We start from the raw sequence: 16,323 nt of genomic DNA, 5'->3' as shown, positions 1-16,323 counted from the left end.
ATTTCTATTTAGTTGCTACTATAGCAGGGTACTTGGAAATTACATAAATATAACTCTTTTCACATTTACTGTTCAACTGTCGGAGAAAACATGGCAATAGATGTAGCAATATTAACCAAAGAGTTAGTTGATTTCCTGGCTCCCATAATACCTTTTCTTGAAGAAACGACTAAGAGAGTTGTTGCAGGGGAGGCTATTAAGAGATTTGGTACTACAGTATGGGGGCAGGCTCAATCCCTGTGGACAAAACTCCAGCCTAAAATGGAAGCTAAACCCAGCTTGCAGGAAGCTGTAAAGGACTTAGCGCAAGATCCTGCTGACGAAGATGCTCAGGCTGCGTTGCGTCACCAATTGAAAAAACTGTTAACTGAAGATGCAATCTTAGCCGCAGAAGTAGCGCGGTTTTGGCAAGAGGCAAAGCTAGTTAATGTGTCTGTCATTGCTAGTGGTAATAACTCCGTAGCTACCAGTGGTAGCGTAAGTGGCATTATTAACACAGGTGATAATAATACAAACGTTATGGGGACGAAATGAGCAATAATCGATGTTTGTGGCAAGTATACTACAATAATGTAAATACGAACGCTACAACCAAAAGAATTCTAGCGATCGCCCAATAATTCCAAATCATGGTGTTCGCGACAACATAAGAACATCTGTAAGGCTTGAGCCAAAAGGCAGACTCTGTGACAGATATTAATGATCTGAGGAGAATCCTCAACCTACTAGCAGCAAACACTTGTAATAATGCTGACTTTGCGAGACTATGCCAAATCCTTGACAGTAAGCAGATTATCTTCGTTCCAGGTGAACGATCTGTAGGTGTGGGCGGCAGTATAAGTGATTCTGTGATTATTACTGGCGATAACAACGTGGTCTATAAAGGCCCTAATGCTGAAGTCGTTTACCAAATCGTTCAAGATGTTTTGGAATCGTTTAAGGTTTCTGCCTTACTCACACACAGCGAATTTTCCAAATCAGCGGTAATAACAGCGAAAAAGCTAGCTGGCTATTGGGAAGTTTTGGTAGGACGGGACGGATTACTTGCTCAGATTCAATCCCTCCTTGCTGAGTCACCAGATGTGATTGTATTGCATGGACCTGGGGGGATTGGCAAAACTCGTTTTTTGCTAGAGCTTCCTAAAATTATTCCTACTGGAACGTCTATGCGGTACGTTCGCATTCGAGCCGAGTCTATAGAGTATGACCTAGCTTCATTGGATTGTAACAGTCGTCATGTAATTGTTGTAGATGATGCTCACCGCTTTGGACTTTTACACCAATTGGGAGAAATTTTGATAAACCCCGCACTAGCCGGCAAAGTCACACTTGTCTTAGCTACACGTAGTCTTTTCAAAGATTCAGTCATCTACAAATTAGGCTATTTGGCTGGCTATAAAGTCAATGAAATTGAGGTGCAACCTTTAGAAAACATTTATATAGATCAACTCCTACGAACCCCACCCTACGAAATTACTCACGAAGATACACGCCATATTTTAGTTCGTATTGCTAAAGGAGATCCCCTGATTGCTGGTGTCGCTGCTCGTTTAGTTCAACGTGGTGAGTCAGTAATAAATCTCAGCCGCGAACAAGTACTTACCAACCATTGTAATGACATCATCCGCGACCTTAAAGGTGAATTTAAAGATGAGTTTAAAGAGCAGTATTATATTGGCTATCTGGAGATTCTGGCGGCTTTAGGGACAATTGATCTAAATAATCAGGAGTTACGAGAGAAAGTTCAAAAAGTTGTGAATATATCGCAATCTGATGAAGACCGAGTAATTTCTAGATTAGTGGAAGCTGGTATAGTAGAACGTTACTGGAAGACTATAAAAATTACCTCCGAAGTTCTGGCTGACCATATTTTGCTTCACCACTTCTTCCAGACTAAACAAGCAGACTATCAAAAGAAAATTATTGAACCATTTTTTGAATTAAAACCTAAAGAGATTTTGACAACTTTAGCAGAAGCAGAAGTTAAAGGAGAGGCTCAAGCTGGTCTTTTACTAGATTGCAAATTAGATGAATTGCGTAAAATCTTAATTAAAGGAGACTACCTGACTCGACTGTCTGTTTTGGAATGGCTACAAGATTTAGCTTATCTGCGCTCCGATGATGCACTGTCGCTCGTAGCAGATATCGTGGATGAACCTGACAAGCCTACTGAGTTTTATCAGGGTAGTTTTGGTGGGGATAAATGGGAAATTAAACATGATTGGTTGTTAAGTAAAGCTGTAGAAATTCTTCGTTATACCTACCTAGGAAGTCTGCAATATTCTATAGTTTACCTGCACAAACTGGCTAGATATCGACCATTAGCAACAGAGTATGCTAATGTTCGTGATAAAGCAAGTAAAGCATTAGTTGAAATTGCTGAGATTAAAGTTAATAAATTATATGATGTACAGTTAACGCTTCTTAAGAATATAGAAGTGTGGCTAAAACAAGATTTTACAAACAACTTAGAACTGAGCATTTCTTTGATTCAATCTATGCTCAATATGGTGGTTGATAATACAAAACAAGATGCCACCAAGTATATGCGAATAATTATACAGCGTGGTTGTTTACAACCATCTGAATCTTTACGGCAAGTTCGAGAACAAGCTTTAGAGATATTATACCAAGCATATAGTCAAGCATATAGCCTACCAGAGCGATTAAAAATTATCAAATCTCTAGAATTACAAATATTATTACCTCTTTCAACCGATTTTAGAGAAGTAACATCAGAAACTTGGGTTTGGCTAAAACCTGACTGTCAAAATACAGTCAAATTTTTCTTAAACATAGTGATTCCAAATGCTGAACTACCTGTATTGGATGCTGTAGCAAAGTGGATACGCGATGCACTACACTTTAATCGTCACCAATTAGATGAATTGGAACTGTTAAGTCAGCAATTAAAAAATAATAATTTATATCAACTATATCTATCCTTATTTAGGAATAAGCTATGGGATGATTCCGAGGATGATTATCTAGATTGGAAAGCCCTAGAAAAACGCCATCAACAAGCAATTCATCATTATTTAGAAGGATTTTCTCCTACAACAATAGAAAAGGCAATATGGGAATTAGAGTTGATGTTATCCCAATGTACAATTGCTGGGGAAAGTAGTACATCTTGGTTTGAAACTTTGTTTTATAAGGTGGGAGAAAATTATCCCGAACTTGTGCCGCAAATAGTAGAGAAGGCACTGTCTGAGAATTTAATCATTAAACAGCAGCTTGGTCGCTTAATTGGAGGATTATATCGAAATAATCTAGAGGCGGGTTGGTCTTACATACAATCATGGATTGATGGTGATGATCTAGTTTTGTGGCTGGCTGTAGCAGGTAGTTATCATTTTTTAGATTGGAGCGTGTTTCAGGATAAAGAATGGGAAGTTTTATACCGTCTTATAAATAAAAAATCTTCACAAGTTGATTTAAAAATTCTTGAGCTTATATCGCGGTTTGCACCACATAATCCACTACGTTCAATTGAGTTTCTCAAAATAATTGCTAATCGTAGTGATGAAAATGTCCTACTGCGTGTAGCGGAAGTTCTATCTTGGTCTTTTAAATATTCTCAAGATGGATGGGGGAAGCAGTTCATAACATCTGAGGATTTGTTAAACATTGTTCAAAACTTTGAACGCCTTTCACGCCTAGACTATGCTGCTGAAGAGTGTTTAGCTATTATGGGTAAAATTGACCCCATGAATGTTATAGATTTTATAGAACGCCGAATTATAATTCAAGCTGAACAGCATAGAATAACTGAGTATTATGAGGCAATTCACTTACCTTATTCACTTGTTGCAAAAAGCATACAGTCTAGTACTGAATACTCTAATGTACTGCGTCGAGTGCGTGACTGGATGCTACGCGAGGATGTTTGGCTATATAAGGCTCCCAAAGTATTAAAGGAAATTGCTGGTAGTTTATCAGAGCCTTTATACAGTGTTTTAATGGAGTGGGTAAAATCGGGTGACGTTCAGAAACTACATGCAGTAGCTAAAATTTTGCGTGTTTTTAATAGTGGTCAACTTTTCTACTCTTTGAGTCGAGAAATTATTTGTATTACAAATAATGAAATCATACTGAGTTCTATTAGTACTTCTATTAACTCAACTCCGGGAGTAATTGTTGGAGGATTTTCAAATCACCCCAGACAACGCCAAGAAGAAATTTCTTCTTGGTTAGAAGATGAAAATTTCCGCGTTCGGCGCTTTGCAAATAGAATGAAACAATCTCTACAGGAATACTTAGAACGTGAGTTGGAAACAGAAGAATTCGAGGAACGTAATTGGTAGAGACAATCAGCTTTCTGTGAAAATTTATTGTCGGATGAAATCTTAGAAAATTTGGAGAACACTAAGTTTGCAAACACGCGTATTATAATTCCTCAATCACTTTACCTCCTGCGGACTGCCGCCCCATCTTGAGTTTACGAAAGGTGCGTGAGTGAGTCATAATCTAGCTTAGATTCCTGTCTAAGATATTCGCCTGCCATATTTGACAGGCTGTAGTAGATTCAAATTATAGCTGATTTAACTAGCGATTGACGCTATTTCTGGTGAGAATAATTTGTGATTCTCAATGGCATATTTATAGCTAAACAATCCATTGTTTGACAAGAAAAATTTTTCTTCACTACCCGATATCTTGAGTACGGTGATAACGCATGGTGGTTGAATATCATTATTGCGAATGAATTTCCTTGCAGTTGTACAGGTTTTTTCTTGATGGTTTTGTTGATAGCAACTAAAGCTTGTAACTTTTGATAGCAAAACTTTCCCACTTAACTTACGTCTCAAATGGTATCTACCTAGTTTTTGTCGAATTCGTTTTGGCATTTTGCATTCTCCTTAATAATTGTGCATGGTTCTTATATCGTTTAAGTTGAATTTCAAGCTGACGGGCTTCTTGTTTACTTGAGGTTTTCCATACGTAAACAATTTTGAATTCAATGCCGCGTTGTATCGCAGCACGAGTAAATGCTGCTCCAGATCCTTGTAGATGCTGCTGAAATCTTTTCTTGAGGTTCGCGCATGAACCTAAGTAGTAACGAGCTTGATGTTTCTCATTTCCAAGCGGACGAGATAGCTCAATCATGTAGCAGCAAGGAATTGAGGGTATCTTTCCTGACAATTCCATTTATGCTTTTTTTAGGATTATTTTGAAAACTGAGGCGTTAGCTGTTTGTGGTGGTTTACGTAGTTACGCAGTTGAGTCTTTCTTGTTCTTGTACCCAACTAATTACATTTGATTTACTAATGCTTACAGGCTTATCTTCACCTGCAATAAATACTTGAAACCAGCCAGTTTCTAACTCATAGTAGTCAATAATTAAACCTGTTTTTCTGGCTGTTTGTAGAGCTAATACTTCCTGGGGCAACAATTTTTCAATTCTTAACTGATATTCTGGAGAAAGCTGCTTCCAAGCTTCATCTTTAACAGCCAGATGCCTGTAGATAGCACTTCTAATTTGATAATAACTGGTAGCTGATTTGAGTTTTTCTGCCAGCATTAACACTTCTTCCCCAACTGACTGCTGTTCTGTAACGTTACTAGTGCTGGTTTGTTCCTTTTGTTTTAGCCTAGAGTTAACTTCTATAGCTTTTTCGCTCTCTGTTGGGGATATTTCCTCTTGTGGTATTCCTGACTCAACCACAACCACTTCAGATTCAGCAGTCTCTTCTTGCGGCTGCTCTTTTTCTTGAGATTTGATTTTGGCGTGATAATCTGCGATCGCAGCGCGGAGAATTTGCTGGGGAAGTAGTCCATATCCATCAATCAATTCCTGTGTGAGTACTCCTGTTTGGTGATCTTCTTCCCACTGAGGAGGGAACTGACAGTAGCGATCGCCTTTTGGAGTTCTGCGCCAGATTGATATCTGTCTTTGTTGTTCCTGCTTTTGGGTTTTAAGGAGGGCTTTCCTCTCTTCGATTAACTCCAGTACCAGTTTGCAGGTCAATCCCCCAATTGGATAATCCTGTAGCTGGCTGATAATTGGTTTGTATTGAAGAGAACACAATCTGAGAAGTATTGTTACTGGAATTGCGGCTAGGTGTTGAGGACAAGTTAAAAATTGTTGGAAGTTTTCGGCTATTTTGATCGCTCGTTTTTCCTCAGAGCTTCCTTTATCCCAACCGTATGTATCGAGCAAGGTTCGGTATTCTTTCTTGCTGTAGGTGGTTTTGTATTCGTAGAGTAGGAAAGCGGCGTGCAAATATTCTAGACTGCTGGTTTCGATATGTGCGGTTGGATTCGGATCTAATTGATGTTTTTGGAGATAAGAGATTGATGTGATAGTTCCTGGCATGATAAAATTCTCTTTGCATTAATTTCGTTGGTCTTAAAAGACCACTTACCTATTTAATTCACTGCAAATAATTCAGGCTGCTTGTTTGTCCCAAGCTTTTGATGATTTAGAAATAGCAGCCAAGGCATAGCCCAAGGTGTGTTTGTGAATTTTGGGCATTTTGTGAAACGACATATCCTGACCCCAATCTTGGACTGACTTGGTGCCAATATGTAATACTTGCGTGAGAGTTTTGACACAAGTTGCGCGAAAATTGGCGTGAGAGACTGTTTGTAGTACTTGTTCTTCGCTTAACCCTTCGAGGAGTATTTTTTCTAGAAACGTTTGAGCATTTACTTCTGGTGCGTTGTATTCTCCTCTCAAGATGCTCTTTAGCTGCTTTGGCACGATTTCGGCGGCATGAATGTAAGCAAGTGAAATTTTGCAGTAGTTGGGTATTCCGTCAAAGTTGAGATCGCTTCCCCACTTACGAACTGTCGGTCTTTGCACACCTAAGACTGCACATAGTACAGTGATACATTTTTTGCGGTATTGCGAATCTGTTTCTTCTTCGAGAAGTTCTGGGGGGCTGAGTTCGGCTATACCGAAGCAGTAGCGTAGAAATTGTCTGGGTTCTAAGCCTTGAGTTGGGAGGATTTTGAGGGTGTTGTAGTGGTTCATGGCAGAGATTCCATATAGGTCAAAGATTCTTGATATTTAACTTTTTGGCTCAAACCTGAAATTGGATTTTTCCTTGTCTTTCAGGCTTCTTTTCGTTTGTACGTAAATTTTATTCAGATAAATATAACTCTAGAGAATCTCTAGAGAGTCTGTCAAGCAACTTTAACGCTAAAATAACAAAATAGATTCTTTAAAGCATCACTAGACCATCGCCAGAGATAATAAAGAGGATGTACATTAATGAAGACACAGCTAGAAGAAGTATTAGACATGGCAGAGGAAAACGTTCGTTTTTCAATTACCCTATCCCCCTATGACTTTCGGAAGTTAAAGCTTTGGGCAAAGCTTCGGGGGCGTTCCCCTGCTGCGTTTGCTGCCCAAATCATCGCTGCAAGGATAGAAGCAAACTTTGAAACTATTAATCAGCAACTTGCAGAATATGCGCGATATAAAGATATTTCTATCGAAGAATTGGAAGCTAGCCTTGATTCTGATAGTTAGGTAATTCGTTGGGCTGTATAGGTTGGATTATTTTAAAACTGAGTTGCCTAGCGGAAAATGATCTGTGGGGTATTCTCAAACTGAGTTATCTGACGCAAAATAGGCATGTAGTATACATGACCTATCTATGAAAGATGACAAAAAAACGATGATAGGTCGGGATAATGGCGAGAAAGAAAAAAGTAAAAGGTGTTAAATCAGTTACTAAGATTGCCATTGTTGGTACTTTAAAACTAAACAAGTGGAAGTCAGCCGAACTTGATTTAATATCTTCTCGTCTTGGTTCGTTACGGTCTGATTTGTGGAACGAATTTGGTTCACTTAAGGCATGGGGTATCTCAGAATACGTAATAGATAAAGCGTTGCGTCCAAGGAATAGCAAGTATCAGCTACCTGCTAAATTATGGGAAGCTACACTCTACGATGTAATCGGAGATATTCATGCTGTTCAAGCATCTTGCATTGAAAAAGTCCTCGATGCCTTGAACATTAAATATCAAAAAGCTATGGACAAAAAAACTGTAGCTCAACGTATTTTAGAATCGGGTGAATGGGAACTTCATCCTAGGTTACATAAACTTGTTCGCTTCTTCTAGCATCGTGCCGTACAAAGATTTCAAATCAGATTGTTGTGAAACAATCTGATTGCCAAGATGATATCATAAACACATGAAAACCTTGAAGTTTAAACTGTACCAGCACAAAAGAAATAAATACCTTAAGTGCATTATTAATGCGGCTGGGGTAATTTACAATCATTGCATTGCTCTACACAAACGCTACTACAGAATGTGGGACAAGCACTTGAGTTGTGCAAAACTTCAGTCTCATATTGCCAAATTGAGAAAACGTAATCCATTCTGGCAATCGCTAGGTTCTCAAGCAGTACAAGATATCTGTCAACGCATAGAGAAAGCCTATCAACTATTTTTTAAACACAATAAAAAAGGAGTTAGACCACCAGGTTTTAAAAAGGTTAAAAAATACAAATCATTCACTCTCAAACAAGCTGGTTATAAGTTTTTAGGTGGCAACAGGGTGAAAATTGGGCATCGAGTATATCAATTTTGGAAGTCTAGAGACATTGAGGGAACAGTTAAAACCTTAACCATTAAACGCACACCATTAGGTGAATTGTTTATGGTCGTGGTGGTTGACGAAGGTAGTAGACCGGAAGTTGAAGTTAAGACGGGTAAAATCGCTGGTTTTGACTTTGGTTTGTGTACATTTCTCACTTGCTCAGATGGTACAAAAATTGAGTCTCCCCAATTTTTTAAGCAATCGCTGAACGCCATCAAAAAAGCAAGTTCGCATCACTCTAAAAAACTAAAAGGCTCATCCAACAGGGAACGGGCTAGGAGAAATCTAGTACGCAAGCACGAGGATATCTCTAATCGTCGCCGTGATTGGTTTTGGAAGTTAGCGCATGAACTGACGGATAAGTTTGATGTTCTCTGCTTTGAAACCTTAAGCCTCAAGGGAATGCAACGACTTTGGGGAAGAAAAATATCAGATTTGGCGTTTGGTGAGTTTCTGCAAATTTTAAAATGGATTGCTAAAAAGAAGAATAAACTGGTTGTTTTCATCGACCAGTGGTATCCATCCACTAAGACTTGCTCTGGCTGTGGACACGTTCTAGAAGAGTTGGATTTATCTATTAGAGAATGGCGTTGCCCATCTTGCCAATCAGTAAATGGAAGGGATGAAAACGCAAGTCGCAATATTTGTGCAGTCGGGGCATCGACTGTTGGCTTAGGTGATATCAGACTGGCTATGCCAGCAATCGCTGTTTGAAGCTAGAATCCCCCGAATTTAACGAAGCGGATTCGGGGGAGTATGTCAAGACATTGCTACTAATCCGCCAGAAAAGTTTTTAGCTTTACGTAGCCAATACCCAAATCTACATTTAAATTATTTTTGCGATCGCAATTTAGCAGAACTTGAACTGACAAAACTTTACGCTCCTAATAGCCTACGGCTAGTCTCAGTTCATGGAGTCTTAGATTACTTACAACCACATACAGTTACAAGAACATTACTTGATATTGTGAAAGTACAGCCAGAGGCAATATCGATACGCCTATTTTTAATAGGTAACCCGTGGTCGCGGAATTTTGCAAGTATAGAGCAACTGGCAATGGAATTAAATTCAATTGAAATGGCTATAAGTGGCTTAGTTAAGTCGATTGATTTTGATATATTGTGTCGTACAGGTATTGTGCAATTAAATATTTTAGACAAGGATAAAATTGAACATAATTTATTACCAAGTTACGGTGCATCTCATATAATGCCTGATAAATTAGTTGGTTATTTAATTAGTCAAGGTTATCAGCTTGTTGCGGCTGACGTGTACTCACTTTCAAATCAGGATTTACAAGGTGACGGCTCAAAAAATCATAGTAGTAATAAAAATGTATTTTTAAATAATCCACATGGAATGTTGTTATTCTTTAAAAGATAAAATGCTTATTTGAATCGAGCTAATTAATGAAGATAAACTTGTTGACAGTAATAGTTAATAAAATAATGTTATTGCAAAAACGCTACATTGCTCAAAATAAAAGAATTTAACTACATTAACATTGCAGATAATGTAGTGACGAACTGAATCAAAAAATTAAAACTCCTACAAATATAGTATTGCTTTATTCCAAGAAGAGGCATAAAGCAATACTTTTGCTTACCAACTTAAACTTAGCAGCGGGTGTTATATTTACTAAGTTTGTGGGAACACTAAGAATACGGGTTTTAATACCGTTATAAAAATATAAGCACAATTATTATACACAAACGATACGGCAAGTGCAAAAAATGGCCTGTGTAGCCAGAAGAAAATTAACTAAGAGGCAAGATATAGAATATGTATTATCCCAACGATATTGAAGAAATTTGTTACGAGCAAAATCATATTGAAAAGGTATGGGATGAAATGAAACAAGTTATCCCGACTTACTTTCAACAATATATTGATACAGAAAGTGGATACTCAATCCCAGAAAGCGAAATTGAAAAGCTCGCTGTTAAATTTGGTTCTACCTGCAAACCAAAAAGTAAGCCAAAAGATACAAAAAAAATTCTGGAAAGGCTTTTGAAAGAATCAATCAAGGATTATGAAAAAGACCGCCAACGTTATCAAGATATTCTTGATTTAGAATCATTGGCAGAATACAAAATCGATGTAAGTGCCTTCAAGAATACAATTTTAAGAAATCAAATTCCGATTATTAATAAAACACTGAAAAATATACATGCAAAGGAACTTGACAAGTTCCGTGCTGCATTTAATACTACACAACCGGGAGACTTGTTTAAAGTAATTTATAACATTGTTCAATTAGCAAATGAATGGCATAATGAGTGGTATAAAGAAAAAGAATTTGAAGAAATTGATACCTGCGATGGCTTGGAATATTATGAGTTAGATAAAGAAGCCTACATAGCATATGGAGTAATTGGCGGGGGAATTAAAAGTCATTTCATTTACAAGCTTTTTCCTGAAATGTATCCAAATAGAAGCAGAGAAGCTGTTTGGGCATTATATTATTTAAGCAGTAAGAAAAAGTTTGGTTGTAAAGAAGACTCTCAGTTTCTTATGATCAATGCGAGAGAAGGAACAACTCAGCAAAATTATTTTTATCCGTATGCCTTGTTTTCATTTTACGCTGTTAGAATTTATCGGCAACTAAAAGAGCTTTATGCAAAGCATGGAGTAAGCTTACCTATTGAATATAGATTTGTTCTAGTGGATAGCTTTCTCTCATTTGTCGCAAGAACTCATCAGTCTGAAATTGACGATTTAAAGAAGAAAGCAGAAAGCTATCATTATGAATACTAAAGCAAAAGAAGTTTTTGAAAAAGAGTTTCCTGCTTTAGCAGGTGTGTTTTCTTTAAAACCATTTCAAGAGAAAGTAATTAACCATCTTATAGAGAATGGTTCAACATTAGCAGTAATGCCGACAGGTGGTGGAAAATCCCTCATTTATTGGGTTACTGCAAAAGCACTAAAAGGAACTTGTTTAGTTATTTCACCATTGATAGCACTTATTGACGAACAGGCAGAAAAACTTGAAAAAGAAGGTTTTGAAGTCTTAGCTATTCACAGTGGTATGGGAGCTTCAGAACAAATGAAGCAATTAAAAAAATTTGCTCAAGGTGAATCTAAACCTGATTTCATTTTTGCTAGTCCAGAAAGGATGGCGACAGACGGATTTTTTGAATACTGTATTTCATTGCAGATAAATAAAATCAAATTAGTCGTTATTGATGAAGTCCATTGTATAAGCCAATGGGGATTTGATTTCCGACCATTTTACAAGCATATACCAACTTTTCTTAATTCAGTCTTTTCAGATAAATGGCCAACAATTTTAGGTTTGACAGCCACAATAAATCCAAAAGAGCTTATCGATATTACTACTGATTTTAAAATTAAAAAAAGTTCTATCATCAAAGATGATGTATTGTTAAGATTTGATATTGATTTGAAAGTTGAGAAGCTATCAAACGAAGAAGAAAAGAAAGCTCGTCTTTGGCAAATAATAGATAACCACACCAACGAGAAAGTATTGGTTTATTTATATCGTAAATACCACAAAGGTGGTGTGGAAGATTTGTGTGAAACTGCAAATCAAAAGGGACTAAAGGCATTATCATTTCATGGAGATATGAGTAGCTCCGAACGGCAAAGTGTTCTAAACGAATTTAGAGATGGTTCAACCAATTTAGTTTTTGCAACAAATGCCTTTGGAATGGGTATTGATATTCCCAATATTCGAGTTGTAATTCATTTTATGATACCCGAATCTATTGAGCAATATTATCAAGAAATTGGACGTTCAGGAAGAGACAAAAATGGTGCTATTTCCTATATGCTTTATTCTAATAAAAATGTTCAGGTAAGAAAAACACACTTTATCGACAAATCATTTCCTCCAGGGGATCAAATCAAAGAATTGTTCAAAAAGGCAACTAACAATGAAGTTGGTAAAAAGACTTTGCAATATTTTGCAGAAGAAGAATTACAATCGGCTCTACCTTATTTTTTGAATTGCGGTGCAATTACGATAGAAGGCAAAGGCTTTACAGGCTTAAAAGTTTTCAAAACTAACTCAAACCCTATGTTGAAGTCAATAATTGAATCTTCAAGAACGGGAATGGTTGTTCCTGTATTGTTAAAACCCGAATTTTCAAAACTTACTTGTCGAGAATTTTTCAACATAACCTATAAAGCATTAGTTGATAATGAGGCAAAATTAGCTAAAAATCTTGACAAATGCTTAATTATTGAAGCAACAGAAGAATATCTTACTGATGAGCAAATTGAAACAATTAGTAATGAGACTGCAAGTAAAAGAGAGTATAAACATAATCTATTAGATTATCTCGTTTATCTCCTTGATAACTTTGACAGTTCAATTTCAATGCACCAAGATATTGGAAGATATTTAGGCGTAAGTAAGCATTCACTAAATAAGATACATCAAACTGAAAATGGGATTTGGGTTCGTTCAAAATCAGAAGTGATAATTGCAAATATTCTTTATCGTTCAAATATTGATTTTCAATATGAAGAAAAACTTTTTTATAATGAAACTCAATGGAAAGAACCTGACTTTACAATAAGACATAATAACAATGTTTGGTATTGGGAACACCTTGGGCTTTTGGGTAACGAGCAATATAACGAAAATTGGCAGGAGAAAAAGCAAATTTACAAAAAACTCGGAGTACTTGACAAAGTATTAACGACAAAAGAAAGTACAGTTTTGAGCAATCAAGTGAATGAGTTAATTAAAAAAATTAAAATGTCATAATAACAAAACCTAAAATTATATTTGGTAAATTTCTATATTTAGAAATGGTGGATTATGTGGTAAAACTAAATTTGTTTTTTGTCAAATCATATTAGTGGAATAGCTCTTTAGGTGTTCTGCGTTGCTTGGCTTATCGCATCCAACAAAAACAAACCTAAATCTTTATGCAGTGCTTCATTATGCTGCGGACAACCAGTTGAATGTAGACACCTTGGACAACCAGCTTCACAATCACATTCAACTGCTAGCGCATATGCTTTAGCAGCGAAATTGGTCAAGTCAGAAAAGATAGCTTCTGCTGCTCCATTACCACCTTCACAAGTGTCAAAAAAGTAGCCAATTGTTCTAGTTTCTTTTTGCGTAACTATTCCATCTACATCTAGGCTAGAGGACAAAACTACCAGGGGTACAGCTTTTACTATCTGGTGTTGGATGCTATGGACTGCTGTAAAATCAGCACTACTAGTCCATAGTGTTTGATATTGTTCAGGAACTTCACCTCCTGTGGATGTTATAATTTCTTGTTTGTATTTGTTGACTTGTACTTGTATCGCTTTTTGTAAGGGTTCATTTATTTCCACCAGTACACAGGGCGCTTGGTATTTTGTAACATATGGCTCCTCAAATGCTACTTCTGACTGAAGTTTTGTTACTTCAGCTGCTCCTAGAGGATGCCTACATAAGGAGCAAGTTTTCCCGTCAAGCGGTTTTTTGTAGTTACCACAACGCTGATTTTTACAAGTCATCCCGTAAGTGCGTTTCATCAACCGATAACCTGTAACAGAATTAGTAATTTCTCCCCAAACAAGGGTTAAACGCAACCGAGCATCTTTGATTTTGGTGGGGATAATTTTGGACTCTGCCAGTGTAGAAAGTGGTTGAATATCTAATTCTGATTCGGCTTCAGTAAATAAATCTGTATCTTTACCTAAATAAGCTAGTAATGCTTCTCCTTTCTCTTCATTTAGACTTTCGCTGCGGTAGGCTATTAACTCGCCGCTATCATCTTGTACCATATATACTGCTTGCGGAAATACTTCCCGATGGGCAAGCGAAAGTGACATAATTTCTAAAATTTCGCCTGTGTGCTTCTCAATTAAGGAAATCGAGGTTTGAGGGCTGCTTCTGAGGTTGATGTCTTTGTGCGGATAACCCCTTCCCCAAAGTTTGCCATTATTACTCAGAAAAATTTTGTTTTGTTGTAAAAGAGAACCTGCAACTGCGTCGGCGGCTTTTCCGAAACGGCTATTGAGTTCCTTTAAAGCCAGGCTACTTTCAATGCAGCCGCATTCTAAATGTTTGCCTAGAATTGTGGGATAGTCTGGGTTAAAAGCAGCAGATTCAACTTCTCCCGATAGTAACTGTTCGCTATGCCGAGCGTAGAATACATCAATAGGATTTTGTCCCAAGGGTAGATAAATTACAAGTCCATGCTGCTTGCGTCCGGCTCTTCCTACTCGTTGCCAAAATGACATTAAACTACCCGGAAACCCACGCAGCAAACAGCAGTCTAGCTCAGGTAGATCAATTCCCGCTTCCAAGCTAGAGGTTGAGATAATTACTTTAATTTGTCCAGCTTGCAGTTTTTGAATAATCTCTCGGCGGCGATCGCCTGTCAAAGAACTGTAGAACACCGCCACCTTGCTTGTTAAATAACCTAATCCAAGTCGTTGTGTTTCTCTTTGAATTAAGCCGAGTAAACCTTTGACAGCAGCACGGGAATTACAGAAGACAATACCACTGAGATTATGCTGCAACCAGGAAATCACAATTTTGGAAGCTTCAACATTAGCTGCACTATTTGGAGCAAGACATAATAAGGTGCGTCCTGCACTAGCAGCGCCACTACGTTCAATTAAGTGTAGTCTTTGGGGTTGATGGGTTCTGCCACTAAAGCGCAATGCCATCTCTTGGGGATTACCAATTGTGGCACTTGAACAGATAAATTGCAATTTTTGAGAATTACCGCCAACTGCATCAACTGCTAATCTGAGCCGCCGCATCAAATTGGCAAAGTGTGCGCCAAAAGCACCAATATAGGTGTGGCTTTCGTCAATTACACAGTAACGCAACTGTCTTAAAAACTGCCGCCATCCTTCTCCCTGATCTCGACGGCGCATATTGTAAAGGTAGTGGTGCAACAAGTCGGGACTGACTGCCAAGATGTTTGGTGGATTAGGAATAAAAAAGCGCTGCCGTTCGGATGTAGGTGTATCCCCAGTCATTAATGCGAGTTTGATGCGGTTGTTGGGCATTACCTTAACAAGCGATTGTAACTTTCGCATTTGGTCGAGGGCTAATGCCTTAAGTGGGAAAATATATAATGCCGTTGTTTGCGGTTGCTTGATACACGATTCGAGGATGGCGAGATTGTAGCACAGCGTCTTTCCGCTTGCAGTGGGCGTGGTAATACTTAGGTCAAACCCAGCACGTAATTTTGTCAGAGCTTCTAGTTGATGAGAATAAATTCTGTCGATACCATTATTTTGCAACGCCAAACGTAAAGCAGGCGGTAAATCGCTGGGTACGGTGTGAACTATCCCTTGGTTGGGATTTTTGATATCCACCGCCGTGATGCTTGCAATCAATTCTTGAGCTACAGACTGAAATGCCAGGTGGGGGATTTGGTGAATGCGTTCGGAAACTGTTGCAGCTCTTGTATTAGCTTCTTCAATCAACGTTGTGGAAGAAACCAAGTTAGCGTTACTTGATTGAATTGAGCCAATGGCGATCGCTTCTTCCCAATCGCCAAATTGAGTTGGAGTAACCTCTTCAACAAACTTAACAATTAACCGCCTGCCCAATAATGCCATGACTTCGCCTACTCCATACTCTGGGGAGTAAACTTGTTTACCCACACTTAACCATTGGGGAGGTTCTGGAACAGTTTGGTTGGCAGCGCGGATAATGGCGGCATAATCGGTGGGTTTGTTGTCAGTCACAACACTAGGTTTTTGCTACTGGTGCTACCCACCAGTATAAAGCTAACGAGATTAGACCAAGCTTCAGTATATGCCTAGTATCAGT

Annotated in this window: 13 protein-coding genes; 8 read left to right on the top strand and 5 right to left on the bottom strand. The window is 38.0% G+C overall.

Annotated features, from left to right (window positions below; genetic code table 11):
• Nucleotides 1–90: 90 nt before the first annotated feature.
• Both AACU25_RS35465 and AACU25_RS35460 read left to right on the top strand, forming a co-directional pair.
• Entirely contained in the window at nt 91–534 is a 444-nt protein-coding gene (locus AACU25_RS35465) for a hypothetical protein (protein ID WP_096585046.1), read from the top strand.
• A gap of 152 nt (nt 535–686) precedes the next feature.
• Nucleotides 687–4,307, top strand: a complete 3,621-nt coding sequence (locus tag AACU25_RS35460) for an ATP-binding protein (protein ID WP_096585043.1) — start codon at nt 687–689, stop codon at nt 4,305–4,307.
• A gap of 237 nt (nt 4,308–4,544) precedes the next feature.
• Here the strand turns inward: AACU25_RS35460 and AACU25_RS35455 are convergent, their stop codons facing one another.
• The 4 genes from AACU25_RS35455 to AACU25_RS35440 form a co-directional block, all read right to left on the bottom strand.
• The gene (locus AACU25_RS35455) at nt 4,545–4,850 is read right to left on the bottom strand and encodes a DUF3155 domain-containing protein (protein WP_190445657.1); all 306 of its coding nucleotides are present in this window, start codon (nt 4,848–4,850) and stop codon (nt 4,545–4,547) included.
• Nucleotides 4,819–5,109 (bottom strand): GIY-YIG nuclease family protein, encoded by a 291-nt coding sequence (locus AACU25_RS35450; protein WP_096585040.1) that lies wholly within the window; start codon nt 5,107–5,109, stop codon nt 4,819–4,821. The genes AACU25_RS35455 and AACU25_RS35450 overlap by 32 nt, the downstream gene beginning before the upstream one ends.
• Nucleotides 5,110–5,206: 97 nt before the next feature.
• Complete coding sequence (locus AACU25_RS35445; protein WP_096585037.1) at nt 5,207–6,319, bottom strand: hypothetical protein; 1,113 nt, start codon at nt 6,317–6,319, stop codon at nt 5,207–5,209.
• Nucleotides 6,320–6,391: 72 nt separating this feature from the next.
• Nucleotides 6,392–6,979 carry a hypothetical protein gene (locus tag AACU25_RS35440; protein ID WP_096585034.1) on the bottom strand — a complete coding sequence of 196 codons (588 nt, stop codon included), beginning with the start codon at nt 6,977–6,979 and terminating at the stop codon, nt 6,392–6,394.
• A gap of 240 nt (nt 6,980–7,219) precedes the next feature.
• Here AACU25_RS35440 and AACU25_RS35435 point away from each other — a divergent pair, with 240 nt between their 5' ends.
• The 6 genes from AACU25_RS35435 (at nt 7,220) to AACU25_RS35410 (ending at nt 13,296) form a co-directional block, all read left to right on the top strand.
• A complete protein-coding gene (locus AACU25_RS35435) occupies nt 7,220–7,480 on the top strand; it encodes a hypothetical protein (protein ID WP_010994011.1) in 261 nt (86 codons plus the stop codon).
• A 164-nt stretch (nt 7,481–7,644) separates the two neighbouring features.
• Nucleotides 7,645–8,076, top strand: coding sequence for a hypothetical protein (locus AACU25_RS35430; RefSeq protein WP_096585031.1), 432 nt, complete (start codon nt 7,645–7,647; stop codon nt 8,074–8,076).
• Nucleotides 8,077–8,149: 73 nt separating this feature from the next.
• Entirely contained in the window at nt 8,150–9,274 is a 1,125-nt protein-coding gene (locus tag AACU25_RS35425) for an RNA-guided endonuclease TnpB family protein (RefSeq protein WP_096585029.1), read from the top strand.
• Between the two features lie 253 nt (nt 9,275–9,527).
• Nucleotides 9,528–9,944 carry a hypothetical protein gene (locus AACU25_RS35420; RefSeq protein ID WP_321206604.1) on the top strand — a complete coding sequence of 139 codons (417 nt, stop codon included), beginning with the start codon at nt 9,528–9,530 and terminating at the stop codon, nt 9,942–9,944.
• Nucleotides 9,945–10,343: 399 nt separating this feature from the next.
• Nucleotides 10,344–11,318, top strand: coding sequence for a hypothetical protein (locus tag AACU25_RS35415; RefSeq protein WP_096585026.1), 975 nt, complete (start codon nt 10,344–10,346; stop codon nt 11,316–11,318).
• Nucleotides 11,308–13,296, top strand: a complete 1,989-nt coding sequence (locus AACU25_RS35410) for a RecQ family ATP-dependent DNA helicase (RefSeq protein ID WP_096585024.1) — start codon at nt 11,308–11,310, stop codon at nt 13,294–13,296. Before AACU25_RS35415 ends, AACU25_RS35410 begins: the two co-directional genes overlap by 11 nt.
• Nucleotides 13,297–13,403: 107 nt before the next feature.
• Here AACU25_RS35410 and AACU25_RS35405 read toward each other — a convergent pair whose 3' ends face one another.
• Nucleotides 13,404–16,238 carry a DEAD/DEAH box helicase gene (locus AACU25_RS35405; RefSeq protein ID WP_096585021.1) on the bottom strand — a complete coding sequence of 945 codons (2,835 nt, stop codon included), beginning with the start codon at nt 16,236–16,238 and terminating at the stop codon, nt 13,404–13,406.
• Nucleotides 16,239–16,323 lie beyond the last annotated feature (85 nt).

The organism is Tolypothrix tenuis PCC 7101, assembly GCF_963874875.1.
Lineage (GTDB): Bacteria > Cyanobacteriota > Cyanobacteriia > Cyanobacteriales > Nostocaceae > Aulosira > Aulosira tenue.
Note: the sequence above shows the minus strand (reverse complement) of the source record. Positions and strands in the feature narration are given on the sequence as shown.

What these genes read in the sequence shown, in the direction of transcription:
- AACU25_RS35415 (WP_096585026.1), top strand. Translation starts at nt 10,344, where the DNA reads ATGTATTATCCCAACGATATTGAAGAAATTTGTTACGAGCAAAATCAT.
- AACU25_RS35450 (WP_096585040.1), bottom strand. Translation starts at nt 5,109, where the DNA reads ATGATTGAGCTATCTCGTCCGCTTGGAAATGAGAAACATCAAGCTCGT.
- AACU25_RS35465 (WP_096585046.1), top strand. Translation starts at nt 91, where the DNA reads ATGGCAATAGATGTAGCAATATTAACCAAAGAGTTAGTTGATTTCCTG.
- AACU25_RS35455 (WP_190445657.1), bottom strand. Translation starts at nt 4,850, where the DNA reads ATGCCAAAACGAATTCGACAAAAACTAGGTAGATACCATTTGAGACGT.
- AACU25_RS35425 (WP_096585029.1), top strand. Translation starts at nt 8,150, where the DNA reads ATGAAAACCTTGAAGTTTAAACTGTACCAGCACAAAAGAAATAAATAC.
- AACU25_RS35440 (WP_096585034.1), bottom strand. Translation starts at nt 6,979, where the DNA reads ATGAACCACTACAACACCCTCAAAATCCTCCCAACTCAAGGCTTAGAA.
- AACU25_RS35445 (WP_096585037.1), bottom strand. Translation starts at nt 6,319, where the DNA reads ATGCCAGGAACTATCACATCAATCTCTTATCTCCAAAAACATCAATTA.
- AACU25_RS35430 (WP_096585031.1), top strand. Translation starts at nt 7,645, where the DNA reads ATGGCGAGAAAGAAAAAAGTAAAAGGTGTTAAATCAGTTACTAAGATT.
- AACU25_RS35435 (WP_010994011.1), top strand. Translation starts at nt 7,220, where the DNA reads ATGAAGACACAGCTAGAAGAAGTATTAGACATGGCAGAGGAAAACGTT.
- AACU25_RS35410 (WP_096585024.1), top strand. Translation starts at nt 11,308, where the DNA reads ATGAATACTAAAGCAAAAGAAGTTTTTGAAAAAGAGTTTCCTGCTTTA.